Origin of the sequence: Methylotenera sp. N17, assembly GCF_000799155.1 — a bacterium.
GTDB lineage: Bacteria > Pseudomonadota > Gammaproteobacteria > Burkholderiales > Methylophilaceae > Methylophilus.
Genome location: NZ_JUGE01000001.1, coordinates 1,724,809 through 1,748,243 on the forward strand (window position 1 = coordinate 1,724,809; position 23,435 = coordinate 1,748,243).

Genomic DNA, 23,435 nt, shown 5'->3' on the forward strand with positions numbered 1-23,435 from the left:
CTAAACTCTAGCAAAACCCTCAGAAATTCAAGCATTTACAAATCAGTTACAAAGTTTTTTGGACCCTTACACTTCTGTTACAGCTAGGTCATCAAACTGCAATATCTTCTTGTTAAAGTACATCAAACGTTAACAAAGGAGAAAAAAATGAACAACATCAAAACCATTACCAAATTAGTATTTGGCGTATTTATGGTGGCTAGTTTGGGTCTATCTGCAATGCATGGTCATGCAGCTGGCTTCAACAAAACGGGCCAAACAGATGGCAAAGTTTACTCTCCAATTAAATTTTATGATGTGGTTGAACACACCAAACCAAACGAAGTTGCAAAAAACTTCGGCGCTCCAGATGAAGTATTAATCTTAAAAGCCCCTAAAGGCGAAATGGCTGGTGTGGTATGGATTTACCGTGACGCTGTATTGAAACAACATGGCATGCAAGATGCACGCTTTGTGTTGATTAACGGTGAAATGAAATACGTGACATTGTCAGACGCGACCACATAATCGCCAACCGAATACTTGCTATCCAAACCCCCTTTTGCCCGCGCCCGCGGGCATCTTTTTGTCCAGCGATCACCGATGAATAACGACTGTAGATAAAACAGGTCTATCCAGCTATACTGCGCTTTGTTTACTTATCACACTATTGTTTTATCTCGCACGTTATGAATTTATATCCTGTTGCCATCGTCGAAAATTTTTATGAAGACCCTGATGCAGTGCGCGCCTACGCACTTAAGCAGAAATATCAGTTTTTAACTGATAGAAAAAATGCTGAGTATGTATATCCAGGTTCTAGAACATTGGATATTGTGGATTTAGATAAAACATTACAAGAAAAAATACTGAAGAAATTTATCTCTATTTTCCATAACTCTGAATACGATGTGATGCGCTGGGCGGTATCTACAAACTTTCAAAGCGTGACGGAGGAGTATGGAAAAGGCGTGATACACACCGATCAAAATACGATTTTAGCAGCAGTACTTTACCTAACGCCTGACGCTCCACTCGACTCTGGAACTTCGCTATTTAAACCCAATAACACCTTTGATGAGACGAAGTATCAGAAAGCACTCAATGATGGTGACAAGCGTTTCCGCGCTGGGGATATTGTCATGGATACCAGCTACCACAGCATGTTTGATGAGATTGTGCGTGTCAATAATGTATACAACACGCTGATTGTGTACGAAGGCAGACACTACCATGCGGCCAATCAGTTTTTTGGCAAGACGTTAGAAGACTCTCGCTTGAGCCAAGTGTTTTTTATTAATCGGATTGATGCGCAAAAAAACTCTGTTTTCCCACTCAAAAGAACACAAGCAATTAACGTTTAGTTAACGAGTAAGCCATTGAGTATCACCCGCAGCTCATCATACGCATCAGCGTAATCTTCGTATTGCTTGCCAGAGGTACGCGCATACCAATACTTGCTGTTCCACACGTCGCCTTCAATTTTATGCAGAACAGCATGAATCCAATTGGCAGTGATATCTGAATAGTCTTGTGCAATGTGATGTGAACCATCCCAATCGCCTGCCAGCGCAAGCTCGACTGACTGTTTAAGTAACGCGCGATTATCCATAGCACTTAAAGAAACTGGCGAATAAGTTTAACGCGGATATTCAATCGACCCTTTTTGGATGAATTCGATTTTGTATCCATCCGGATCTTCGATAAAAGCAATCACAATGGTACCGTGCTTCATCGGGCCAGCCTCGCGGATGACTTTACCGCCTTTGGCTTTCACCAATTCACAGGCTTTGTATGCATCGTCCACCTCTATCGCCATGTGCCCGTAAGCACCACCCATCTCATAGCTGGTTTTGCCATAGTTATAGGTGAGCTCCAATACTGCATTGTCATACTCGTTGCCATAACCCACAAACGCTAATGTAAATTCACCATCAGGATAATCGCTGGTACGTAGTAACTTCATGCCCAGCACTTCCGTATAAAATTGGATAGAACGTGGTAAATCGCCCACACGCAACATGGTATGCAACACTCTCATGACTCACTCCTAACAGTTTGTAATACGTTGATATTTTTCTAATAATTCTGCTTTGGTTTCCACTACATCCGGATTGAGTGGAATGCAATCAATTGGACAGACTTCCACGCATTGTGGCTGTTCAAAATGGCCCACACACTCCGTACATAATTGCGGATGTATGACGTAAATTTCTGGGCCTTGTGAAATCGCTTCATTGGGGCACACTGGCTCGCAAACATCGCAATTGATGCACTCATCGGTAATCATTAACGCCATAACTTAGTTATCTTTTATCTAGACTTAACTTCTTTAAAATCGCTGCCTCTACCGCCGGCGAGACAAACTGATGCACATCGCCACCAAGCCTTGCCACTTCGCGCACTAAACTGGACGATACGAACATATACTGTTCTGCAGGGGTTAAAAACAAGGTTTCTAATTTAGGATATAGCTTACGGTTCATACCGGCCAATTGAAATTCGTATTCAAAATCGCTAGCGGCACGCAAACCGCGTATCACCATTTGTGCGCCCTGCTCTTGCACAAATTGCATCAATAGACCACCAAAGCCCACCACCTGAATATTATCTGCAGCAAATACCGATTTGGCTAGGGCTACGCGCTCTTCTAAGCTAAACAAAGTGGATTTACTGGTACTCCCGGCCACAGCCACAATCACCTGATCGAATAAATCAGCTGCGCGGCGTACAATGTCTTCATGCCCCAATGTAATGGGGTCAAAGGTACCTGGGTAAACAGCGATTCTATTTTTACTCATCTCAACGCCTATGCCTAAATTGTCATCTCTATATAACAGAAGAATATTTCAACAAATGATAATACACATTTCCGGCTTTGCTTTGTTTAAATACCTCCCAATGCGCTGTGGGTGCGATAGCAAACTCGGCTTCGACATAGACCACACCATTTGTTTTTAAGCATTTAGGTAAGTGCGGCAGCACCTGCTCGACACATCCTTTTTGGTAAGGTGGGTCACAAAAAATCACATCAAATTGCTGTTGTGTCTGCAGTAAATACTGCATGGCATCTTGGTGCAGAATCTGCGCATGTTCGGCCATTAGCAATGTTTTATTTTGCACTAGGCTCTGGTAAGCCGTACGCGACCTCTCGACCATGACCACCTCACGCGCATTACGGGAAAGCGCCTCAAAACCAAATGCACCAGTTCCGGCAAATAAATCCAAGCAAGTTTTGCCTGTCATCTCTTGCCCCAGCCAATTGAAGACAGTTTGGCGAACACGCTCTGGCGTTGGCCGCAAGCCTTCGGCATCCGGAAATTTGAGTAAGCGGCTGCGCCAAACACCCGCATTGATGCGGACTTGATTTTGGGCTTGTTTAGATTTCATAGACGGCTGCTTCAATAAAACGCTTTGCTTCATAAAGGCGTAAGCTTAGCGAAACATCTCACAGTTGTCATGCTTTGCGATATGGCCAAGCGCAACTGACGCTCAGCCATACGATGTGTGTTGATTATTGCGCGCCGACGATCACAGTGACAAAGTGATCCGGTTTAACGCGACGTTGAAATGCATCTTTGATTTGCAGTGCGGTAACTTTAGCAATTTGCGTATTAAATTCATCCAGATAAGTCAGCGGCAATTGGTAAAAGCCTATCACGCTCAGGTAATCTAATATCTTGCTATTGCTATCAATACGCATTGGGAATCCGCCAATCAAGTTAGATTTAGCCGCTTTTAACTCTTTGTCTGTAACACCGTTTTGCACAAACTTTTGTACCACTTCATTCACCAGTTTTAATGCATCGTTGGCTTGCTCTTTCTTGGTTTGTAGGCCAATCTGAAACGGGCCTGACTCTGCCATTGGCATAAAGTAGCTATACACGCTGTACACCAGGCCACGCTTCTCGCGCACTTCTTCAGTTAAGCGTGAGACAAAACCACCGCCACCCAAAATATAGTTGCCCACATACAACGGAAAGTAATCGGCATCGCCACGTTTGATTCCCGGCTGACCCACTAGAATATGTGCCTGACTGGCAGGGTGCGCTACACTTTTCACCACTGGCGCACCCAAGGCCGGCACAGGCTCTAGGCGATCAATCGCTGCGCCTTGCGGCAATCCCGAGCTCATTTGGTCTGCAATAGCACGCGCTTGCGCAGGCGTCATATCGCCGATCAACGCAATCACTGCGCTTTTAGCTGTGTAATAAGTTTGATAAAAACGACGTAAATCTTGCACCTTAATCGCGTTAATTGTGTCGATTTCGCCGCTCTCATCCAAACTATAAGGGTGCTCGCCATACAATGCTTGCATAAAGAGTTTGTTAGAGATACTTTCTGGCTGCGTGGCAGACTCTTGCAAGCCAGATACGATTCTGACTTTCTCTCGCTCCAACACTGTTGCTGGAAAATCCGGCGCATGCAGCACTTTATTAAAAGTATCCAAGGCCTTGTCTTGTTCACTGGTCAGTGTACGCAACTTAAATCCGGCACGGTCCAAATCAAATTCACCATTAAATACTGCGCCAATGTCTGCAAATGCATTGGTAATGGCCTCTTCATTCATACCACCTGCACCTAAGGTCATCATATAGCGCGTGACGCTCGCCACACCAGAATTGGCTTGGGTATCGCGTGCGCTACCTGCAGGGAAATTAATACTCACATCTACAATCGGCAAGTCATGATTCTCTACAAAGTACACACGTGTACCGCTGGCGGTTTGCCAATGCTGAATATTCAGCGCGGCATGCGCCGTCAATGAAAACAAGCACACCAAAATACTGATACTTAACTTAAACATACGTTATCTTTCTTGCTGGTTAGTCTTAATTGGGGTTGGCTACACAAATGCCGATAACTTAGTGCACATGCGGCTTACCTTGTGGTTTCGCGTTAGGGTCTATTGGCTGCGGATCCAAAGTCACTACGGTCATGTTGTCTTTGGTCAGATACTTTTTAGCAACCGCTTGAATCTGCTCTGAAGTCACTGCTTTTAATTTTTCCGGATATGCTTTAATCAGAGTCCAAGGGTAACCCATTGTTTCCAGCTGCCCTAGCTGCATGGCTTGATAAAACATAGAGTCTCGTTGATAGACATCTGCCGCAATAACTGAAGCTTTTACACGGTCCAGCTCGTTTTGTGTCACACCACCGGTTTTAATCAATTCGATTTGCGCAAGTAACGCCGCCTCTAACTCTGCAACGGTTTTACCTTCTGAGGGAGTACCCACAAGCTCAAATAATGATTGCTGACCACGTGAAGTCGTGTCATATCCAGCGCCCACGTCTGATGCTAATGCAGTTTCTCGCACCAATTTCTGATTTAGCCGTGCGGAATCATTGCCACTAAGCACGCCAGCCAGCACCTCTAGCGCATAAGGCTCCCAACTGGTTTCAGATTGCTCTGGCTTAAATGCAAGTGCAGGCGCATGAAAGCCCATGGCCAAATACGGCAACTTACCAGGCGCTTTGACGATAGCACGACGTTCACCCAATTGCGCAGGCTCCACTTGTGGTTTGCGTGCTGGTAGTTTGTGCGACTTGATAGGGCCAAAATACTGCTTGGCAAGCTTGAGCACTTCATCCGTTTTGATGTCCCCCACCACGACTAAGGTAGCGTTGTTCGGCGCATACCATGTGCGGTACCATTCACGCGCATCTTCGGCGGTCATATTTTCCAGATCATTCATGTGCCCAACTACAGGCCGCGCATAAGGATGCGCACGGAAGGCAATGGCCTGAAACTGCTCGTTGACTTTAGATTGAGGTTTGTCCTCGGTACGCCATCTGCGCTCTTCCATCACCACTTTGATTTCTTTGGCAAACTCTTCATCGGTGATTTGTAGGTTTTGCATTCTATCGGCCTCTAGCCGCATAGATAATGGCAAGTTGGATTTTTCCAGCTGTTGAAAGTAGCAGGTGTAGTCCATACCAGTAAATGCATTTTCTTTACCTCCCGCGGCTGCAATCAAACGCGAGAACTGGCCGGCCGGCACTTGTTTTGTACCTTTAAACATCATATGTTCCAGCACATGCGCCACCCCGGTTTTACCATTCACTTCATCCAGCGCACCCGCTCTATACCATACTTGCGAGACCACCACGGGTGCGCGATGGTCTTCCTGTATCACGACTTTAAGACCATTCGCCAACGTAAACTCTTTTACCTCAGCCTGAGCCACCAAAGGGAGGAGCGTCAAACAAACCCATATCCAACGATTCATGTTCAAAACAATTCTCTTTCTTAATTTTTACAATAGCCAAACACTCAATAATGACAAACGGCCAATGACTTTAGTTCGCGCAGCAAAACCAGTGCGCCATATTCTTGATCAGCAATTTAGATACATTCTACATAGCATGCATGCAAGTTTACGTCTAAAATAGACATCAAGCCTATTTATCAGCACCTTATTATTTAATATTTTCAAGATGTTTAATATTTTCAAGAAAAAATCCGAGACAGATCAAGAAATTGCGCCAAGCGAAAAGGTAGCTCAGCCTGTAGTAAAAGCAGCTGACCCCACACCAGTTAGCTTTGCACAACGTTTAAAGCAAGGGCTGGCCAAAACAAGGCAACAGTTTAGCAGCCAGCTGGCCACCCTGTTTGGCGGCGGTAAAATTGATGCAGACACTTATGATGAACTGGAAACCATTTTACTGACCTCCGATATCGGCGTAGCCGCTACGGAAAAGCTGCTCAGCCAATTAAAAAAGCGCGTGACGCGCGATCAACTTGAAGACACCTCCGCACTCAAAGGGGCATTAAAAGCTGAGCTACTTGCTGTGTTACAGCCACTCGAAGTACCGCTTGAAACCCACACGCATACACCGTTTGTGATCATGCTGGCGGGCGTTAACGGTGCAGGTAAAACCACCACTATTGGCAAGCTAGCCAAACACTTTCAAAGTGAAGGCAAAAGTGTACTGATTGCAGCAGGCGATACGTTTCGTGCAGCGGCCCGCGAACAATTACAAGTATGGGGGGAACGCAATCAAGTGCATGTGATTGCTTCCGAGGGTGGTGATGCTGCTGCCGTTATTTTTGATGCGGTCAATTCGGCCATTGCCAAAAAAATTGACGTGGTAATTGCCGACACGGCTGGCCGCTTGCCTACGCAAATCCATTTAATGGATGAAATTAAAAAAGTACAACGCGTGATTGATAAAGCTTACCCTGGCGCGCCGCATGAAGTGTTACTGGTGCTAGACGCCAATACCGGTCAAAACGCGGTGAGTCAGGTGAAAGCCTTTGACGATGCTTTAGGCGTGACAGGCTTGGTGTTAAGCAAGTTGGATGGCACAGCCAAAGGCGGCGTGATTGCTGCCATTGCAGAGGCTAGACCGATTCCTGTGCGCTATATTGGGATAGGTGAAGCCATTGATGATTTAAGACCGTTTAGTGCGCAGGCTTTTGTCGACGCGCTGTTTGATGATGAGGCTTGACCTTTGATTCTTAGCTATAATCCTATTCATGTCTACGCGTACACACCATCATGATTGTGTTTGATCAAGTCACCAAACGCTACCCGAGCAGTGGCGATATTTTGCAACAACTCAGCTTCTCCATCGACGATGGAGAAATGGTGTTTGTCACCGGGCATTCTGGCGCTGGCAAAAGCACATTACTCAAACTCATTGCCGCCATTGAGCGTCCAACACACGGCACAGTACTGATTAACAACCAAAATGTCAGCAAAATCAGTGCGGCCGCTTTACCTTTTTTACGTAGAAAGTTTGGCCTGATTTTTCAAGACCATAAATTACTGTACGACAGAAACTGCTTTCACAATGTCGCGCTGCCGCTCAGCATCAATGGCATTACCGGAGATGAAGCTGCTAAGCGCGTGCGTGCTGCATTAGATAAAGTCGGCTTACTCAATAAAGAAAAAGCCATGCCTATCACGCTATCTGGCGGTGAGCAGCAACGCTTAGCCATTGCGCGCGCAGTGGTGAGCCGGCCGGCCATTTTAATTGCGGATGAGCCCACCGGTAATTTAGATACTAATTACGCAGCCGATATCATGCAGCTATTTCAGGCATTTAACCAAGTTGGGGTGACCATGATTATTGCCATGCATGATGCCGCCACGACACAACAAACCGCAAACCGCATACTGCATCTAGACAAAGGGCGTTTGACCACGCTGACGCAACATGCATAAATGGCTCAATCAACACCAACAAGCGGCCATGCTAGTCATCGATCGACTGCGCAAGCAATGGCTAAGTACTGTGTTAATTATCACCGTCATTGGCGTGACACTAGCAATCCCCAGCTTGATTTACGTGATATTACAAAATGCAAACACGCTGATTCACGATGTAAAACAAGACACACAAATGAGTGTATTTTTACAAAAAGAGGCCTCTCAAGCCAATACCGATGCCATTAAAACACATCTCAGCAAACAAGCTGACATTGCCGAATTCACCTTTGTCCCCAAAGAAGCTGCGCTCAAGCAATTGATGGAAACAACCAATAATCCAGAGCTGATTGCCTCGCTCAACCAAAATCCACTGCCTCATGCCTTTTTTATCACGCCTAAATCACTACAACAAGAAGCCATGGCCACACTCAAAACATCGCTTCAAGATTTAGATGGCGTGGCAGAAGTGGTGATAGATAGCGCTTGGGTCAATCGCCTCAATAGCATTTTAAATATTGGCAGCAAGGCAGTATGGATTTTTGGCTGTTTGCTTGGCTTTGCATTGATTGCGGTGATTAGCAATACCATCCGCATGCAAATTCTCACGCACAAAGAAGAGATTGAAGTCAGCGAGTTATTTGGCGCCACACAAAGTTTTATCCGCCGCCCATTCTTATACCTTGGCACGCTCTATGGCCTAGGTGGCGGCATCATTGCTTGCTTGCTCTTGTGGTTCATTCTTTATCTGTTCAATCTATCTGTGGTGCAACTCGCGCGCGAGTACGCTTCTGACTTTACCTTGCAGATCAATTTTTCCGCGACTTACCTGTACATGCTAGCACTCTCGATTATCATCGGCTGGCTAGCAGCATATTTGGCCATCACGCTCAGAACTAAATCTGCATAAGACTCAACCCCCTAAACAGGGGATTGTTGATCTAGCATCAAACTTGTTAAAGTCCGCTTGCGCGTTTTTAATCAACAATAATTTAGCGCATCCCTCTTTAAAAAAGGCACTCCTCAAGGCGTGCCTTTATTTTTTTGTGCGTAGCCTTAAATTTTGATACATGATTACGCGTGAGAGTGCCACACAGGACTATTGCTGGACTAAAAGATTGATACGTATAATGCCCAAGCAATCACTATCCAATACTCAAAACACTCATTTAACCAACTAACAATATAAAGAAAGCGTGTAAAAATGGCCTTGATTAAACTCCTCACCGCTTCATTGGGCGTCTATTTAGCATTATCCAGTTCCGTGTACGCCAACACCACCTTCAACTTAGCTGCATACCCGCTCTCTGGAACCAACCACTTTACTGCTACGCTTACAACAAACCTGACCGGCAGCTTTACTGATGAACTCGAAATTGAAAACATACTTAATAGTTCAAGCTATATAGCAACGCTCTTTAACGCCTCAGAACCTGTTACTTATATGGATAACTCAAACTCCGTGTGGGACTTGATGACGGCAGGAGCAGATGCCACACTGACAATAGATGCTTCACAGATGACACTGAGTTTTGCAACATTAAATGAATACACCTCAGGCGTACTATTACTCAGATCTGCTGATTTCAGATCCACATTGCAATACAGACAAGAGAACAATGTGACAGACTATAACTTTGTTGACTATAGCTTTGATGCGCTGGTTAGCGCGAACAGTCCGATTGAATATCAAAGCGCGTTTACCCTTCCAGCAATCACCACGGTTCCAGCACCTTCATCTGCATTACTGCTTCTTTCCGGCCTAGGACTTATTGGAATCAGAAGTAAAACTATGAAGCGTTAATTTCATATATTTTCATTGTTAACCATCTGTTTTATAATTGATTAACGCCTATCACAATCGGCCTGATTGCACTTTTGAGTCAGGCCAACTTTATTCGGCATCAAAAATATATGTCGAAATATGCAATTATCCGTTTTCCAATATTCAGAATATGTTGTAGAATGCGCTCCCTGTTGGTTAGGCAGGGTGCTTAGCTCAGTTGGTAGAGCGTCGCCCTTACAAGGCGAATGTCAGCGGTTCGACCCCGTTAGCACCCACCATTCAACACAGTAGTCGCAAGTCGCGTTTAATACACGCATCAGTGCCAAAGTGATAGTTTTAGGAGTGGTAGTTCAGTTGGTTAGAATACCGGCCTGTCACGCCGGGGGTCGCGGGTTCGAGTCCCGTCCACTCCGCCAATGAATAAAAAAGCCTGCACATGTGCAGGCTTTTTTATTGCCACATTAACCATTTAACCATGTGTCAAGGGAATAAGACATGCTCTGTCGGCCACACACCATCAAACGAAATCTCCGGGTGTTTCTCAGCCACTAAATCACGCACCTCCTGCACGCGTTGAAAGGGTGCAATCACAATCATGAGCACTTGCCCTTTTGCAATTCTGCTCTCAAACCGTTTTAGTTGTGTATTGGGTATATTCGTTGCAACAATTGCTGTCCACACACCGCCTGCCAACAACCCAACCAATACACAAATAAGTATCATGGCCACCATAGGAATCGGCTTTGTATACCACCAAGTTGGAATAGCAATAGCCACCAGCCCCGCTGCCAATCCGGCAAGTGCGCCCAGCCCTGTACCTATTTCCCAGCCTTCAATCAAATCGGTACGCTCAGATACAGCAGGCTCGGGTAAATCATCCATTGGCGTCCCCTGCTTGGCAAGAAAGTGGATGCGATTTGCGCTTACGCGCGCAAGTAACAAATCATTCATCATTGCATGCGCACTATCTATATTGGGTAACATAAAATACAGTCGACGATTCATGGTGATCTCCTTATTTAAGATTCGAGCTATCTACTACTCAAAGGTGGATACTGCCTAATTCGTGCACAAAGCGATTACGGTATATATTTTATGATTGCTGAATACGAACATCACTACATTGACTTCGGCAAATTTTTAATCAAAAAGTTCGGGCAATGTATTTTCTTGAACATGGATATTGGCGCATATACGTTTGATTGATGCCTATTTACATGCGTTCGAAAATCTTTCAATATGCACTGTTCAACGCACGGCAAGCGCTTTGATGCGATAATATTTTATGGTTTCTGCACATCACTCCACTTCTGTTTCACTCAACCCCCATGCACAGGACATTGCCTCATGGGTTGCATCCTCAGCCAAACGCTTTTCATCCACCGAAATCGCGCTGATCCGTGACGCCTGCGATTTAGCCACTGTTGTCTACGCTGACCATCTTGAAGTGACCGGCACGCCATTGCTAGCGCATGCACTCGGCACAGCTACCATCCTCATAGAGATGAACATGGATGTAGATACCATTGCTGCCGCCATCTTGCACGCTTTGCCAGCGCATATGGCTGACTGGCAAGCAACGCTAAAAGACCGTTTTAGCGCCAATATTGCAGATTTGGTCGATGGCATTTCACGTATGGAACAAATTCAGGCATTGAGCGAGATGGATGGCCTACGTGACCCAGAACGGAAAACTGACGATCAAGCGCGACAAATAGAGGGCTTGCGCAAAATGCTGCTAGCCATGGTGCAAGATATCCGCGTAGTGCTCATTAAATTGGCAGAGCGCACGCAAACCTTACGCCATTTATCTGGCGCCAGCCTGGATTTACAAAAACAGATAGCGCAAGAAAGCCAAGGGGTATTTGCACCTCTGGCCAACCGCCTTGGCGTGTGGCAGCTAAAATGGGAGTTAGAAGATCTCTCGTTACGCTATCTGGAGCCGCAACTATACAAAGATGTTGCTAAAAAGTTGGACGAACGCCGCATAGACCGAGAGCAATACATTATCGATGTCGTGGCACAACTTAAACATGAGTTAAGCCAAACTGGCATTCAGGGTGATGTGAGTGGGCGACCCAAGCACATCTACAGCATCATTAAAAAGATGAAGAGCAAGGGCTTGGACTTTAGCGAACTCTACGATGTTCGTGCAGTGAGAATTCTAGTTGAAGACATCAAGGACTGCTATGCAGCGCTAGGTCTTGTGCATAACCTATGGCAGCCTATCCCAGGCGAGTTTGACGACTACATTGCCCGCCCTAAAAGCAATAACTACCGTTCATTACACACGGCTGTGACAGGACCGCGTGGCTTGGCGTTAGAAGTGCAAATCCGCACGTTTGAAATGCACCAGTATTCCGAACTTGGCGTAGCAGCACACTGGCGCTATAAAGAAGGTGGGAAATCCGATGCCAAGTTTGACGAGAAAATCGCTTGGCTGCGCCAGATATTGGCATGGAAGGATGAAGCATCCGATAGCAGTGACTTACTAGAGCAATTTAAAAGTGAACTGTTTCAAGACAAAGTCTACGTGCTGACACCACAAGGCAAAGTGATCGACCTACCTAAAGGCGCCACCCCTATCGATTTTGCTTATACTCTGCATACTGATTTGGGGCACCGCACGCGTGGCGCCAAAATCAATGGCAGCATCGTGCCGCTCAACACAAAATTACAAAATGGCCAGCGTATAGAAATACTGACATCTAAATATGGCTCACCCAGCCGTGATTGGTTAAGTGCCTCGCTTGGCTTTTTACAAAGCGCAAGCGCACGCGCCAAAGTGCGGCACTGGTTTAAATATCAGCACTTTGAAGAAAATGTTGCGCAAGGCCGAGCGAAACTAGACCGTGAGCTACACCGCGCTGGTATCGGTGCTATTAATCAAGAAAAAATCGCCCAAAAGTTGCACTTTCAAAAACTGGAAGACCTGTTGGCGGCGATTGGTCGCGGAGATGTCAGTGAGCACCAAATTGCCCTGACCATTCAAGAAGAAATGGCGCCCAGAGCTGAAGAACCCCTGCCACCGGCCACCCCTAGACGCGTCACTGCACAAAAAGCGCAATCAGAGATAGTGCTGGAAGGCATTGGCAACCTGCAAACCAACACGGCAAAATGCTGCAAACCGCTGCCACCGGATGCGATTGTAGGTTATCTCACACGCGATCACGGTGTGACCATTCACCGCATGAGCTGCGCGTTTATCGTTCGACTACAGGAAGATCGACGTAATCGCCTACTCGGTGCGCAGTGGGGTAACTGCCAGAATGTCCGCACAACGATTGATATTGAGATAGAAGCTAACGATAGACAAGGCCTGCTTCGCGATATCAGCGATTTATTTGTGCGCGAAAAGGTCAATGCGACCAAAGCCAATACCATGACCAGAAACAATCTGGCGTTGATGCAGTTTTCAATAGAGATCGCGGATAGAGAACAGTTAAGCCGCTTATTAGCGCTGATTCAGCAGCTGCCAAATGTGACTACGGCAAGACAACGGGTTTGATTGTAATTGGCTGAATGACAAAACTCCACTCTTTCATACACTCACCTGATTGCGCATGTACTTGCTATTGCTTTCGACACGTCTGAATCAGTAGCTAAACGCAAGATTTAAAAAAACAACATGTCAAAATTAACTCTCAAATAATATTATGCTTACTCAAACATCTAACTTCCTAGCGAGCATAAAAGCCTTAGTCATCTGGATAACGCTTTGGTGCATATCTTTTTACTTACTCTTATTCTCACCAGTTTTTCTTCGTTTCGACAATCCCATACTTAATTACAGCATCTTTATGTTATTGGTACTGCTAATTCCATTCTCACTTTTATGGCTCAGTAGAAATATATATGGTTTTTGGCGGGGGCTTTTAATTGTTATCGCTATAGCTTGTTTTATTCCAATATCATTTATAGCCTTAATTACTTTTGCCACTACAAGTATAGACAACAATGGAAAAGACCTAAGTTTTGAAAAAATTGGCGAGCTTAAAAATAAAAATCATTATTATCGGCTGTATCGAACGAATGGCGGAGCGACCACATCCTTTGGTTTAGCGCTTAGGAAAGAAACGCCTTTATTCTCAGGCTTAATTATTGTTTCTCCCGTAAAAGGATTCAGTCCTGCATCTAAAGGTACGTTAGAAAAATTAAGCGCAGAATCTGCTAGACTTGTTGTACAGCCTAATGGCTTTGGCAAAGGTGAGCAAATTTATAACTTCTCACTGGATTAGCACCTATCCCATTTCTATCAAATGTGACGTTTGGCGCACCCGTTCATTCAAACCTTCGTTTATATTTAGAATAAAAGCCTTTTCATGAACTTTTTTCCACTAGCACTCTCCAAGTGAGAGTGCTAAAATTAATTATTCGTCAATGAAAAGGAGTTTTACTATCAACGCTTTGACCATTCCTTCAGTAGCCTCTTTAGATAGCTTAGATCAATACCTGCGCACGATTAAAGTGTTCCCGGTACTGACAGCAGAAGAGGAATATGATTATGCGACCCGTCTTAAAAAAGATGGTGACTTGGAAGCAGCGCGCGCGTTAATCGTGTCTCACCTGCGCTTAGTAGCCAGCATTGCGCGTGGTTACGCAGGTTATGGCTTACCGCAATCCGATTTAATTCAAGAAGGCAATATCGGCCTGATGAAGGCGGTAAAGCGTTTTGATCCTGACCGTGGTGTGCGTTTGGTATCCTTTGCAATGCACTGGATTAAAGCCGAGATGAACGAATTTATTGTGCGCAACTGGCGCCTAGTTAAAACGGCGACCACCAAGGCACAACGTAAATTGTTCTTTAATTTACGTAGCATGAAGCAAAGCTTTGACACCCTGAGTGCAGATGAAGTGCAGCATATTGCTAAAGAGCTTAACGTTAAACCAGAAGAAGTCATGGAGATGGAATACCGTTTAAACGGTCAGGAAATCTCTCTGGACGCGCATATTGATGACGATGGTGATGAATCATTTAGCCCAATTGCTTATTTGGAAGATGAAAGCCCGGAACCTGCACAGCATTTAGAAAACGTACAGACCGAGCAACGTCAATCTAGCGGATTGAGCAAAGCCTTGATGAGCTTGGACGAGCGTAGCAGACGTGTAGTGGAAGCGCGCTGGTTAAACGAGAATGAAACGTCTACATTGCATGATTTGGCCGCAGAATTTAATGTGTCTGCAGAGCGTATCCGTCAAATTGAGCAAAAGGCGATGCAAAAAATCAAAAGCATCATGACGGCTGAACTTGAGCACTAAGTGTTAATCACTGGGTGTTAATCACTTGATGCTTTAATGACGCAAATAAAAAAGCCGCCCTAACTTCTAAAAATAGGTGCGGCTTTTTTATTGTGCATTTATTGCCAACTAAGCTGCTTGGCTCTCCGCCTCTTCGTTATCAAAATCCAAAGCGTTGCCCATGTGCTGGCGCAATACTTTTAAATCCATCACTTGAGAACGAATCGCTTTTTCTACCGTTTCCAGCTCGGCAATACGGTCTTCTAAGGTATCGGTGGCTTGGTAAATACGTTTAATGCTCTCCAACCGGCGGCGCAATTGAATCTGATGCTCGCGCACTTGTGATTCCATTGGCGCAATCACTGCTTTTAACCAGTTTTCTACATCACGGTTAGCCACTTCATACACATGTATCACGCGGCTGGCCAAGGTTTCAAAGAACTTGCTGGTCAACGTCATTTTCTCGTTAGCAATCATATTGAAAGCGGTATTGAACTGCTCTTTATAGGCACGCTCGTATTTAGCAAGCTCTTTTTGATAGCGTAAGGTAGAGAATGCCGGCGGTTCAGACTTGCGCAAGCCATGCTCTTTGGCAAATTTCTCGTACATCACGTCCATCATTTTTTTGATGTCTTGAATATGCTCATCCGATGACACCAAACGGCCTTTTAATTCCAAGAAAAAGTCATCCATGGCATCACGAATCGTTTTGGTGAAATTGGCTTTCACCATCGTTTCGCGCGTATCATGCACCTTGTGTTTCAGGCCATCCATGCCTAACAATGTGAACAGTTTATTGGTTTGTTGTGAGAACACGCTGCGTAATGCCTGAAAGCGTTGTAAGCCTTTTTCAAAGTTTTCTTTGTCCACTTTCACTTTGTTCATCATGTGCTCAACAACGTCTTCGTTTTTACCGCGTAAGCCACGCAGTTCTTCCAGTTGTTCTAGCACACCACTGATACGTGACTCCAAAATCAGATTGGTATTGGTAATCAAATCATCAATCTCGTTTTTGGTGTTATCGCGTACGATTTCTTTTTTGGATGGAATCAACTCATCCGACAATGCTTTTTCCAACAGCGGCAGACGGCTTTGTTCAAGCAAGGATTCGTCGCCATTCACTTTTGCCAGCAGGCCTTTTTGTGCAGAAGTAGGGAAAATCTGTGTAGTTTCCAAGCCAAGCAGCTCAGCACTGACTTTCACTTGCTTCACTAGCTCTTTTTCGATTTCCACATCGTCTTTGAGCTCGTCCCACAAGCCATCAATCTTATTCAGCACCGCCATACGGCCTTTTTGTTTCCAACGTGTACCGCTAATGTATTGGCGCCACACATCAATCTCTGATTTAGTTACGCCGGTATCTGCACCTAAAATAAATAACACAGCATGTGCGTTTGGCAACATGTTCAGTGTTAATTCTGGCTCAGTACCAATCGCATTTAACCCTGGGGTATCCAAAATCACTAAGCCCTGCTCCAATAAAGGATGCGGGAAATTAATCATGGCATAGCGCCAGCACGGCACATCCACAGAACCATCTTTATTGAGGCTCATGGCGTCGTCACTGTTGTTTGGATCATACAGACCAAGCTTCTCAGCTTCTTCTGCTGTCACACGCTTAGTACGGCTGACTTCTTTAAACGCTTCCACCATGCTGTCGTTGGAGTTCACATCAAACTCAACCACAGTCCATTCTTCAGGATAGCGTTTGTATTCGGAGGTTGATACATCGGTAGCGCGTGTATCAATCGGCAATAGTTGCAATGAGGTAGGCTTAGTTGCTTCGTACAGCAACTCGGTAGGACACATGGTGGTGCGGCCTGCACTGGAAGGCAGTAAGCGTTGGCCGTAGTCGGCAAAGAAAATCGCGTTAATTAGTTCTGATTTACCGCGTGAAAACTCAGCCACAAAAGCTACATTGAGCTTATCTTCACGTAAACGCTCAAGCAAGTGCGTGATACGCTGCTCCACTTGAGAGTCATTTAATTCATGCTCATTCAGCCAATTGCGATAATCATTGATGCAATCAACTAGGGATCTTCTCCACTCAGAATAAGCTGCAAATTGATGTGCTAATCTATTTTCTGCCATACCCGTCCCGTATCACGCTTTTTTACAATAGTGACTCTAGCATGATTTATAAAAGCATCAAATAAATCAGCAGGCTAAGATGTGTTTTTCAAAAAAATATCAGATAAGTGGTTAATTTTTTACTACAAACGGTAATGCAATGTTGTATTTTGAATAATTCGCGCTAAACAATCAGTCATCTATGATGTTCTGTTATCATTTCAGTCTTGATTAATTGCTTATTTTTGATATCGACATGAGCGGACTAACTCCAGACTCCCCGCGCCCGACAGCCATTAAACTTCATCAAGCGTCCAAGCTGCTAGAAATTCATTTTGATAACGATACCGAGTGCATGCTCTCTTGCGAAATGTTGCGCGTGTACTCGCCTTCTGCAGAGGTACGCGGCCATGGTGCAGGGCAAGAGGTGCTGCAAATTGGCAAAGAAGAAGTCAACATTGCGGCTATCGAACCCGTGGGCAATTATGCGGTCAAGCTAGTATTCTCCGATGGTCACGATACCGGCCTATACTCTTGGGATTATCTGTATTATTTGGCAGAAAATTATCAGGCATTATGGCTAGAGTACATCGGCAAGTTGGATGCTGCAGGGCACCCGCGCAAAGAAACTCATTAAGGATGTTGCACATGGAAAATAACGGCGAACACACCACCCATTTTGGCTTTAAAACTGTTGCCGAGCATGAGAAAAAAGCTAAGGTTGGCGAAGTCTTCCACTCTGTAGCACAAAAGTATGACGTGATGAACGACGTAATGTCTGCTGGGCTACATCGTGTCTGGAAGCAATTTGCAGTAGATACCAGCGGCGTGAAAGCGGGCGATAAAGTGTTGGATATCGCGGGTGGTAGCGGCGATCTATCCAAACTATTTGCTAAAAAAGTAGGGGTCAACGCCAGCCATAATCCTGGCGAGGTGATTTTGACTGACATCAATGCCTCTATGTTGGGCGTTGGGCGTGACCGCATGTTAGATGCCGGCTTAGCAATACCTGCCATGCAATGTAATGCCGAGCAATTGCCTTTCCCCGACCAAACGTTTGACTGTGTGATTGTGGCATTTGGCTTGCGCAACATGACACATAAAGACGTTGCGCTGAAAGAAATGCAGCGCGTACTTAAAACAGGCGGACGGCTACTGGTTTTGGAGTTCTCTAAAGTATGGCAACCGCTGGAAAAACTGTATGACCTATACTCATTTAAGTTGCTGCCTATGATGGGCAAGTGGATTGCCAAAGATGCAGACAGCTACCAATATTTGGCTGAAAGTATCCGCATGCACCCAGACCAAGAAACACTCAAACAAATGATGCTGGATGCAGGGTTCCATCGTGTGGATTATTACAACCTGTCTGCAGGTGTGGTGGCGTTACACAAAGGGTATAAAACAGCATGATCGCTCCACTGGTGACGCGTTTTTTACAGCATATTACCCAGCAAAATAACTGGGCTAGACCCCACTTAATGCCATTTGCCGGACAAATGATTACGTTTGATTTTGTATTGATGCAAGCGCACCTCATCATTCTGGAAGATGGCAGCTTAGCGATTGCACCAGACCGAACACAGGCTGATGCCACCGTACACATTCCACCTAGTCTAGGCTTACGGCTGGCAACGGGCGATGCCCATGCAAAATCGCTGATTAAAGTAGAGGGTGATCTGCATTTAGCGACAGAAGTCAGCAAAGTGTTGCAGCAAATGCGCTGGGATATTGAAGAAGATATCAGCCATGTGGTGGGAGACATTGCGGCGTTTAAATTAGGTGAAGTCAGCAAATCCATGTTTGCACAAGCCAAAAAGCAATCGACCGACTTAGCTGACATGGTGTCGGAATACTGGCAAGAAGAGAAAAACATTCTGGCCAAGAAAACGCACGTTACGCAATTTAACGATGCTGTAGACACGCTCCGCCATGATGTGGAGCGCTTTGAGAAGCGTATTGATAAACTGACGCAATCAATCACACCTGCCTCCACGTCTAGTGACGAAGCGCCTGCGGCCAAACCTAAAAAGCCACGCACGCGTCGCTCACCCCCCTCTCAAGAAAGCGCTTAAATTTAGCATGCACTATCTTCGTCTTTTTTATATTTTGTATGTACTGGCATGGGCAAGACTGGATGAGTTTTTAGCCAACCAAGGCGCCTTTACACTGATTCACAGCGTCCTCAACGTTGTATTATTTTGGCGTAAACAATCTGCACCACGCGCAGTGCGTCTGCGCATGGCGTTAGAAAAACTGGGGCCGATTTTTGTGAAGTTCGGGCAAATGCTTTCTACCCGTCGTGATTTATTACCAGTGGATGTCGCGGACGAATTAGCCAAACTGCAAGACCGCGTGCCGCCGTTTCCTTTTGCCCAAGTCAAAACAACGATTGAAAACGCATTTGGCTTGCCGATTGAGCAAGTGTATGCAGAATTTGACACAGCACCCGTGGCCAGCGCATCTGTCGCACAAGTACACTTTGCCACGCTGGCCAATGGTCAAGAAGTAGCCGTCAAAGTGTTGCGTCCCGGCATTGCCAAAGTCATTCATCAAGACATTGCCTTGATTAAGAGTCTGGCTTGGTTGGTGCAAGCGCTATCTAGCGAAGGCAAACGCCTAAAGCCATTAGACATTGTGGATGAATTTGCCAGACACACCGAGCACGAATTAGACCTAACACTGGAAGCCGCCAACTGCACGCAACTCGCTAAAAATTTCCCAGATAAGCGCTTGTTGATTCCAGAAGTGTATTGGGATGATTGCCGCAAGGAAGTCATGACCATGCAGCGCATGCATGGCGTGCCTATCAGCCAAATAGATGTGCTACGGGAAAAAGGCATCGACATCACGCAACTGGCGCATGACGGGGTAGAAATCTTTTTTACGCAAGTATTTAGAGATGGCTTTTTTCATGCCGACATGCATCCTGGCAATATACAAGTGGCGACCGAAGGCATCCACAAAGGCAAATATATTGCCTTGGATTTTGGCATTATGGGCAGCCTATCCGATACCGATAAATACTATTTGGCACGTAACTTTTTAGCATTTTTTAATCGCGATTACCGTGATGTCGCTGTTGCGCACATTGAATCCGGCTGGGTACCACCGAACACCAATGTAGAAGAATTGGAAACGGCTATCCGCGCAATTTGTGAGCCGATTTTTGATAAGCCTCTCAAGGACATTTCGTTTGGACGCACGCTGCTCAGTTTGTTTCAAATGTCGCGCCGCTTTGGTGTCATCATTCAACCGCAGCTAGTGATGCTACAAAAAACTTTGCTGAATATTGAGGGCTTGGGCCGCGAGCTCGACCCCAATATTGATTTATGGCAAACCGCTAAACCGTTCTTAAAAAAATGGATGAGCGAACAAGTCGGCTGGCGCAGCATCCTCAAGTCTGTACAAAAAGAGCTGCCATTCGTACTAAAAAATGCGCCAGAAATGCCAAGATTGGTACATCAGTTTTTACAACAAAATATTCAAGCACAGCAGCATACGCCTCAGCAAACCAAGCTTGCAGAGCTAATACAAGCACAGCATCGCCATGCTAAATGGCAAAAGTGGACGAGCTTGTCGATTGCGGTGCTGGTCTTGCTACAGTTGGCGAGTTTGATAATAATTCTGGTTAAGTAACTCTCACTAAGTAAACTTTCTATCAAGGAAAACATATGCGTAAATTGAGCGTCATCGGTGTGATGTTGAGTATGTTTCTATTGGCGCCGCTTGCATGGGCAGATACCACACCCGTCGGCCTATGGAAAACCATAGACGACACAACAGGTAAACCGCGTTCACTGATAAGGATTAGTGAAAATAATGGCGAATACAGCGCCGTGGTAGAAAAAGGCTTACGCGAGACCGATACTGGCGAGGCCGTGTGTGATAAATGTACCGATGAGCGTAAAGGCCAAAAGATCATCGGCATGACCATTGCCAAAGGACTAAAAAAGAACGGCACCAAATATGACGGCGGTGAGATTTTAGACCCCGAAAGCGGCAAACTGTATAAATGTAAAATGACTCTGGACGAAAGCGGCAACAAGCTTGAGGTGCGTGGTTACATTGGTATTGCGCTGATTGGCCGCTCACAAACCTGGCATCGCGTTGAATAGGAAATAGATTTAGTTAAATAACAGGAAGCGACTATGCTCATTTGGTTTGTCATCGTTTATCTCATGATTTCAATTGGGATTGGCCTAGTCGCCGCCACCCGCGTACACAACACCAAAGATTATGCCGTGGCTGGCCGCCACCTACCCTTGCCAGTAGTCATGGCCACCGTATTTGCCACTTGGTTTGGTGCAGAAGCCGTATTTGGGGTATCCGCGACCTTTGTGCAAGAGGGCCTCAACGGCGTAGCTGCAGACCCCTTTGGCTCCAGCATGTGCTTGATTATTGCCGGCTTCTTTTTCTCCACACAACTCTACAAACTCAACATTATTACCTTGGGTGATTTCTACCGTATGCGCTACAACCGCAGCGTAGAAGTACTCACCACCATTGCCATTGTTGTATCGTATTTAGGCTGGGTAGCCGCACAAATCAAGGCACTCGGCCTGATCTTTAATATGATTACGCACGGCGCCATTAGCGAAGAAGCAGGCATGATTTTAGGCACCGCCATTGTGCTCACCTACACCACGCTTGGCGGCATGTTATCTGTGGCAGTGCTAGATTTTGTACAAATGATCGTTGTCATTGGCGGCTTACTGTATATCGGCAGTATCGTTTCCGGCATGACAGGTGGCGTAGCCCCGGTGATTGAGCATGCACGCCAAGCGGGCAAGCTAGACTTCTTCCCCAAAGGGGCAGACGTTTGGGTATGGATTACCTTTTTAGGTGGCTGGGTCACCATGATGTTAGGTTCCATTCCGCAACAGGATGTATTTCAACGCATCACCTCTGCCAAGAGCGCCAAGATTGCATTGTGGGGCTCGCTGTTAGGGGCAAGCGTGTACTTTTGCTTTACCTTTGTGCCCATGTTTATTGCCTACTCTGCCACGTTGATTGACCCGGCTGTCTATGGAAAACTGGTGGCAGAAGACTCACAGCGTGTATTGCCTACGTTAGTGCTAGAACACACGCCCTTGTTAGCGCAAGCCATTTTCTTTGGCGCAGTCTTATCAGCTATTATGAGTTGCTCCTCTGCCACCTTGCTTGCGCCGTCTGTCAGCTTTGCCGAGAATATTGTTAAAGGCTATATGCCTCACCTCACCGACAAAGGCTTTCTAAGGGTCATGCGCTTCTGTTTAGTGGGTTTTGCCATATGCGTTTTACTCTACGCACTCAATTCAGAGCTCTCGATTTTCGGCATGGTGGAATCTGCTTATAAAATCACACTCGCTGGCGCATTTATTCCACTTATATTTGGCGCATTCTGGAAGCGTTCTACCAGCCAAGGCGCGCTTGCAGCCATTGTTGGCGGCATTGGTAGCTGGGTGCTGATTGAAGTACTGATTGGCGAAGCAAGCCTGATTCCACCACAACTGATAGGCTTGGCCGTGAGCGCAGTGGGCATGGTGGCTGGCTCGTTATTGCCACAAAAAATTGGCGGCAACCCGGAAAAACCACAGGGCTATTTGCATGAGCATGCAGCAAGACCGCATCAGCATTAGCTGATGTATTACATCATATTTTTAGGCTGTACTAAACTTAAATAACCCAATGAATATATTGAAAATAGTACGTATTTTTACAATATTAAAAACGTGTTTGACGGAATGTTTTACGTCAAATAGGATGTTACTTTACGTTAGGGGCGAAAGTGAAAGGCACATATGAAAGGTAGTTGTCTTTGCGGTGGGGTTGCATATGAAGTGTCTCAGCTTGACACTCCAATAAGTCATTGCTCATGTCAAACATGTAGAAAAGCTCATGCCGCTGCTTTTAATACTGCCGCTGGTGTTAAACACTCAAACTTTCGCTGGGTGCGTGGTCAGGAACTATTAAAGTCATTTGAGTCATCAAAGGGCAAACTCCGTTTTTTTTGTTCAAATTGTGGCACTCACTTAATTGCCCAACGCACAGGGCAAGAGCATGTAGTTTTACGTGTAGCAACATTGGATGAGCCTCCTCAAAAAACCCCCGAATTTCATATTTTCAAATCTCACGAAGTTTCATGGCTTAAGTATGATGGAAAAATTCCTGCTTATTCTGAATGGCAGCCAGGCCGTGTTTAATACACCTATCCAATCATTCAAGCG

Annotated in this window: 25 protein-coding genes and 2 tRNA genes; 18 read left to right on the plus strand and 9 right to left on the minus strand. The window is 45.6% G+C overall.

The window, feature by feature from the left end; genetic code table 11:
• Nucleotides 1–147: 147 nt before the first annotated feature.
• A complete protein-coding gene (locus FG11_RS08170; protein WP_020182595.1) occupies nucleotides 148–507 on the plus strand; it encodes a hypothetical protein in 360 nt (119 codons plus the stop codon).
• A gap of 161 nt (nucleotides 508–668) precedes the next feature.
• Nucleotides 669–1,343: a DUF6445 family protein gene (locus tag FG11_RS08175; protein ID WP_047534211.1), complete on the plus strand. Its 675-nt coding sequence runs from the start codon at nucleotides 669–671 to the stop codon at nucleotides 1,341–1,343.
• Here FG11_RS08175 and FG11_RS08180 read toward each other — a convergent pair.
• The 7 genes from FG11_RS08180 to FG11_RS08210 all read right to left on the minus strand — a co-directional run bounded on the left by FG11_RS08180 (nucleotide 1,340) and on the right by FG11_RS08210 (nucleotide 6,209).
• On the minus strand, nucleotides 1,340–1,591 hold the full coding sequence (locus FG11_RS08180; RefSeq protein ID WP_047534214.1) for a hypothetical protein: 252 nt from the start codon (nucleotides 1,589–1,591) through the stop codon (nucleotides 1,340–1,342). The two genes, FG11_RS08175 and FG11_RS08180, sit on opposite strands and share 4 nt — an antisense overlap.
• 27 nt (nucleotides 1,592–1,618) lie before the next feature.
• Nucleotides 1,619–2,020: a lactoylglutathione lyase gene (gene gloA, locus FG11_RS08185; RefSeq protein WP_025224711.1), complete on the minus strand. Its 402-nt coding sequence runs from the start codon at nucleotides 2,018–2,020 to the stop codon at nucleotides 1,619–1,621.
• Nucleotides 2,021–2,029: 9 nt separating this feature from the next.
• Complete coding sequence (locus FG11_RS08190; RefSeq protein ID WP_047534217.1) at nucleotides 2,030–2,278, minus strand: YfhL family 4Fe-4S dicluster ferredoxin; 249 nt, start codon at nucleotides 2,276–2,278, stop codon at nucleotides 2,030–2,032.
• Nucleotides 2,279–2,285: 7 nt separating this feature from the next.
• Nucleotides 2,286–2,780 carry a pantetheine-phosphate adenylyltransferase gene (gene coaD / locus FG11_RS08195; protein WP_020182599.1) on the minus strand — a complete coding sequence of 165 codons (495 nt, stop codon included), beginning with the start codon at nucleotides 2,778–2,780 and terminating at the stop codon, nucleotides 2,286–2,288.
• A 28-nt stretch (nucleotides 2,781–2,808) separates the two neighbouring features.
• Entirely contained in the window at nucleotides 2,809–3,369 is a 561-nt protein-coding gene (rsmD, locus tag FG11_RS08200; protein WP_088177928.1) for a 16S rRNA (guanine(966)-N(2))-methyltransferase RsmD, read from the minus strand.
• Between the two features lie 124 nt (nucleotides 3,370–3,493).
• Nucleotides 3,494–4,786 carry a M16 family metallopeptidase gene (locus FG11_RS08205; protein WP_020182601.1) on the minus strand — a complete coding sequence of 431 codons (1,293 nt, stop codon included), beginning with the start codon at nucleotides 4,784–4,786 and terminating at the stop codon, nucleotides 3,494–3,496.
• A gap of 58 nt (nucleotides 4,787–4,844) precedes the next feature.
• Nucleotides 4,845–6,209 carry a M16 family metallopeptidase gene (locus FG11_RS08210; protein WP_047534228.1) on the minus strand — a complete coding sequence of 455 codons (1,365 nt, stop codon included), beginning with the start codon at nucleotides 6,207–6,209 and terminating at the stop codon, nucleotides 4,845–4,847.
• 208 nt (nucleotides 6,210–6,417) lie between these two features.
• On the opposite strand from FG11_RS08210, the gene ftsY reads away from it, so the two are divergent.
• The 6 genes from ftsY (at nucleotide 6,418) to FG11_RS08240 (ending at nucleotide 10,334) form a co-directional block, all read left to right on the plus strand.
• The gene (ftsY, locus tag FG11_RS08215) at nucleotides 6,418–7,431 is read left to right on the plus strand and encodes a signal recognition particle-docking protein FtsY (protein WP_047534231.1); all 1,014 of its coding nucleotides are present in this window, start codon (nucleotides 6,418–6,420) and stop codon (nucleotides 7,429–7,431) included.
• 50 nt (nucleotides 7,432–7,481) lie between these two features.
• Nucleotides 7,482–8,150 carry a cell division ATP-binding protein FtsE gene (gene ftsE / locus FG11_RS08220; protein WP_020182604.1) on the plus strand — a complete coding sequence of 223 codons (669 nt, stop codon included), beginning with the start codon at nucleotides 7,482–7,484 and terminating at the stop codon, nucleotides 8,148–8,150.
• Complete coding sequence (gene ftsX, locus FG11_RS08225; RefSeq protein ID WP_047534234.1) at nucleotides 8,143–9,042, plus strand: permease-like cell division protein FtsX; 900 nt, start codon at nucleotides 8,143–8,145, stop codon at nucleotides 9,040–9,042. The genes ftsE and ftsX overlap by 8 nt, the downstream gene beginning before the upstream one ends.
• 294 nt (nucleotides 9,043–9,336) lie before the next feature.
• Nucleotides 9,337–9,936, plus strand: a complete 600-nt coding sequence (locus FG11_RS08230) for a PEP-CTERM sorting domain-containing protein (protein WP_047534237.1) — start codon at nucleotides 9,337–9,339, stop codon at nucleotides 9,934–9,936.
• Between the two features lie 184 nt (nucleotides 9,937–10,120).
• A tRNA-Val gene (locus FG11_RS08235) sits at nucleotides 10,121–10,196 on the plus strand.
• 61 nt (nucleotides 10,197–10,257) lie between these two features.
• Nucleotides 10,258–10,334 (plus strand) — tRNA-Asp (locus FG11_RS08240).
• Between the two features lie 64 nt (nucleotides 10,335–10,398).
• On the opposite strand, the gene FG11_RS08245 is transcribed toward FG11_RS08240, so the two are convergent.
• Entirely contained in the window at nucleotides 10,399–10,923 is a 525-nt protein-coding gene (locus tag FG11_RS08245; RefSeq protein WP_020182606.1) for a hypothetical protein, read from the minus strand.
• A gap of 280 nt (nucleotides 10,924–11,203) precedes the next feature.
• Here FG11_RS08245 and FG11_RS08250 point away from each other — a divergent pair, with 280 nt between their 5' ends.
• From FG11_RS08250 to rpoH, 3 genes are all read left to right on the plus strand, one after another.
• The gene (locus FG11_RS08250) at nucleotides 11,204–13,426 is read left to right on the plus strand and encodes a RelA/SpoT family protein (RefSeq protein WP_047534238.1); all 2,223 of its coding nucleotides are present in this window, start codon (nucleotides 11,204–11,206) and stop codon (nucleotides 13,424–13,426) included.
• Nucleotides 13,427–13,718: 292 nt separating this feature from the next.
• Nucleotides 13,719–14,156, plus strand: a complete 438-nt coding sequence (locus tag FG11_RS08255; RefSeq protein WP_152604057.1) for a hypothetical protein — start codon at nucleotides 13,719–13,721, stop codon at nucleotides 14,154–14,156.
• 142 nt (nucleotides 14,157–14,298) lie between these two features.
• Entirely contained in the window at nucleotides 14,299–15,177 is an 879-nt protein-coding gene (gene rpoH, locus FG11_RS08260) for an RNA polymerase sigma factor RpoH (protein WP_200884569.1), read from the plus strand.
• Nucleotides 15,178–15,285: 108 nt separating this feature from the next.
• Here the strand turns inward: rpoH and FG11_RS08265 are convergent, their stop codons facing one another.
• Nucleotides 15,286–17,247 carry a dynamin family protein gene (locus FG11_RS08265; protein ID WP_020182611.1) on the minus strand — a complete coding sequence of 654 codons (1,962 nt, stop codon included), beginning with the start codon at nucleotides 17,245–17,247 and terminating at the stop codon, nucleotides 15,286–15,288.
• Between the two features lie 235 nt (nucleotides 17,248–17,482).
• Between FG11_RS08265 and FG11_RS08270 the strand changes: the two genes are divergently transcribed.
• The 7 genes from FG11_RS08270 to FG11_RS13465 all read left to right on the plus strand — a co-directional run bounded on the left by FG11_RS08270 (nucleotide 17,483) and on the right by FG11_RS13465 (nucleotide 23,411).
• Nucleotides 17,483–17,863: a gamma-butyrobetaine hydroxylase-like domain-containing protein gene (locus FG11_RS08270; RefSeq protein ID WP_047534245.1), complete on the plus strand. Its 381-nt coding sequence runs from the start codon at nucleotides 17,483–17,485 to the stop codon at nucleotides 17,861–17,863.
• Between the two features lie 11 nt (nucleotides 17,864–17,874).
• Nucleotides 17,875–18,639: a bifunctional demethylmenaquinone methyltransferase/2-methoxy-6-polyprenyl-1,4-benzoquinol methylase UbiE gene (gene ubiE, locus FG11_RS08275; RefSeq protein ID WP_020182613.1), complete on the plus strand. Its 765-nt coding sequence runs from the start codon at nucleotides 17,875–17,877 to the stop codon at nucleotides 18,637–18,639.
• Entirely contained in the window at nucleotides 18,636–19,301 is a 666-nt protein-coding gene (locus FG11_RS08280; RefSeq protein WP_047534248.1) for a ubiquinone biosynthesis accessory factor UbiJ, read from the plus strand. The genes ubiE and FG11_RS08280 overlap by 4 nt, the downstream gene beginning before the upstream one ends.
• 7 nt (nucleotides 19,302–19,308) lie before the next feature.
• Complete coding sequence (gene ubiB / locus FG11_RS08285) at nucleotides 19,309–20,865, plus strand: ubiquinone biosynthesis regulatory protein kinase UbiB (RefSeq protein ID WP_047534250.1); 1,557 nt, start codon at nucleotides 19,309–19,311, stop codon at nucleotides 20,863–20,865.
• A gap of 35 nt (nucleotides 20,866–20,900) precedes the next feature.
• On the plus strand, nucleotides 20,901–21,344 hold the full coding sequence (locus tag FG11_RS08290) for a DUF2147 domain-containing protein (protein WP_047534252.1): 444 nt from the start codon (nucleotides 20,901–20,903) through the stop codon (nucleotides 21,342–21,344).
• A gap of 33 nt (nucleotides 21,345–21,377) precedes the next feature.
• Nucleotides 21,378–22,847, plus strand: a complete 1,470-nt coding sequence (locus FG11_RS08295; protein ID WP_020182617.1) for a sodium:solute symporter family protein — start codon at nucleotides 21,378–21,380, stop codon at nucleotides 22,845–22,847.
• Nucleotides 22,848–23,009: 162 nt separating this feature from the next.
• The gene (locus FG11_RS13465; RefSeq protein ID WP_081978200.1) at nucleotides 23,010–23,411 is read left to right on the plus strand and encodes a GFA family protein; all 402 of its coding nucleotides are present in this window, start codon (nucleotides 23,010–23,012) and stop codon (nucleotides 23,409–23,411) included.
• The last annotated feature ends 24 nt before the right edge of the window (nucleotides 23,412–23,435 follow it).

What these genes read in the sequence shown, in the direction of transcription:
- coaD (WP_020182599.1), bottom strand. Translation starts at nt 2,780, where the DNA reads ATGAGTAAAAATAGAATCGCTGTTTACCCAGGTACCTTTGACCCCATT.
- FG11_RS08250 (WP_047534238.1), top strand. Translation starts at nt 11,204, where the DNA reads ATGGTTTCTGCACATCACTCCACTTCTGTTTCACTCAACCCCCATGCA.
- FG11_RS08180 (WP_047534214.1), bottom strand. Translation starts at nt 1,591, where the DNA reads ATGGATAATCGCGCGTTACTTAAACAGTCAGTCGAGCTTGCGCTGGCA.
- rsmD (WP_088177928.1), bottom strand. Translation starts at nt 3,369, where the DNA reads ATGAAATCTAAACAAGCCCAAAATCAAGTCCGCATCAATGCGGGTGTT.
- FG11_RS08210 (WP_047534228.1), bottom strand. Translation starts at nt 6,209, where the DNA reads ATGAATCGTTGGATATGGGTTTGTTTGACGCTCCTCCCTTTGGTGGCT.
- FG11_RS08230 (WP_047534237.1), top strand. Translation starts at nt 9,337, where the DNA reads ATGGCCTTGATTAAACTCCTCACCGCTTCATTGGGCGTCTATTTAGCA.
- FG11_RS08175 (WP_047534211.1), top strand. Translation starts at nt 669, where the DNA reads ATGAATTTATATCCTGTTGCCATCGTCGAAAATTTTTATGAAGACCCT.
- ubiB (WP_047534250.1), top strand. Translation starts at nt 19,309, where the DNA reads ATGCACTATCTTCGTCTTTTTTATATTTTGTATGTACTGGCATGGGCA.
- rpoH (WP_200884569.1), top strand. Translation starts at nt 14,299, where the DNA reads ATGAAAAGGAGTTTTACTATCAACGCTTTGACCATTCCTTCAGTAGCC.
- FG11_RS13465 (WP_081978200.1), top strand. Translation starts at nt 23,010, where the DNA reads ATGAAAGGTAGTTGTCTTTGCGGTGGGGTTGCATATGAAGTGTCTCAG.
- FG11_RS08265 (WP_020182611.1), bottom strand. Translation starts at nt 17,247, where the DNA reads ATGGCAGAAAATAGATTAGCACATCAATTTGCAGCTTATTCTGAGTGG.
- ftsX (WP_047534234.1), top strand. Translation starts at nt 8,143, where the DNA reads ATGCATAAATGGCTCAATCAACACCAACAAGCGGCCATGCTAGTCATC.
- FG11_RS08170 (WP_020182595.1), top strand. Translation starts at nt 148, where the DNA reads ATGAACAACATCAAAACCATTACCAAATTAGTATTTGGCGTATTTATG.
- FG11_RS08280 (WP_047534248.1), top strand. Translation starts at nt 18,636, where the DNA reads ATGATCGCTCCACTGGTGACGCGTTTTTTACAGCATATTACCCAGCAA.
- ftsY (WP_047534231.1), top strand. Translation starts at nt 6,418, where the DNA reads ATGTTTAATATTTTCAAGAAAAAATCCGAGACAGATCAAGAAATTGCG.
- ubiE (WP_020182613.1), top strand. Translation starts at nt 17,875, where the DNA reads ATGGAAAATAACGGCGAACACACCACCCATTTTGGCTTTAAAACTGTT.
- ftsE (WP_020182604.1), top strand. Translation starts at nt 7,482, where the DNA reads ATGATTGTGTTTGATCAAGTCACCAAACGCTACCCGAGCAGTGGCGAT.
- gloA (WP_025224711.1), bottom strand. Translation starts at nt 2,020, where the DNA reads ATGAGAGTGTTGCATACCATGTTGCGTGTGGGCGATTTACCACGTTCT.
- FG11_RS08295 (WP_020182617.1), top strand. Translation starts at nt 21,378, where the DNA reads ATGCTCATTTGGTTTGTCATCGTTTATCTCATGATTTCAATTGGGATT.
- FG11_RS08255 (WP_152604057.1), top strand. Translation starts at nt 13,719, where the DNA reads ATGTTATTGGTACTGCTAATTCCATTCTCACTTTTATGGCTCAGTAGA.
- FG11_RS08270 (WP_047534245.1), top strand. Translation starts at nt 17,483, where the DNA reads ATGAGCGGACTAACTCCAGACTCCCCGCGCCCGACAGCCATTAAACTT.
- FG11_RS08290 (WP_047534252.1), top strand. Translation starts at nt 20,901, where the DNA reads ATGCGTAAATTGAGCGTCATCGGTGTGATGTTGAGTATGTTTCTATTG.
- FG11_RS08190 (WP_047534217.1), bottom strand. Translation starts at nt 2,278, where the DNA reads ATGGCGTTAATGATTACCGATGAGTGCATCAATTGCGATGTTTGCGAG.
- FG11_RS08205 (WP_020182601.1), bottom strand. Translation starts at nt 4,786, where the DNA reads ATGTTTAAGTTAAGTATCAGTATTTTGGTGTGCTTGTTTTCATTGACG.
- FG11_RS08245 (WP_020182606.1), bottom strand. Translation starts at nt 10,923, where the DNA reads ATGAATCGTCGACTGTATTTTATGTTACCCAATATAGATAGTGCGCAT.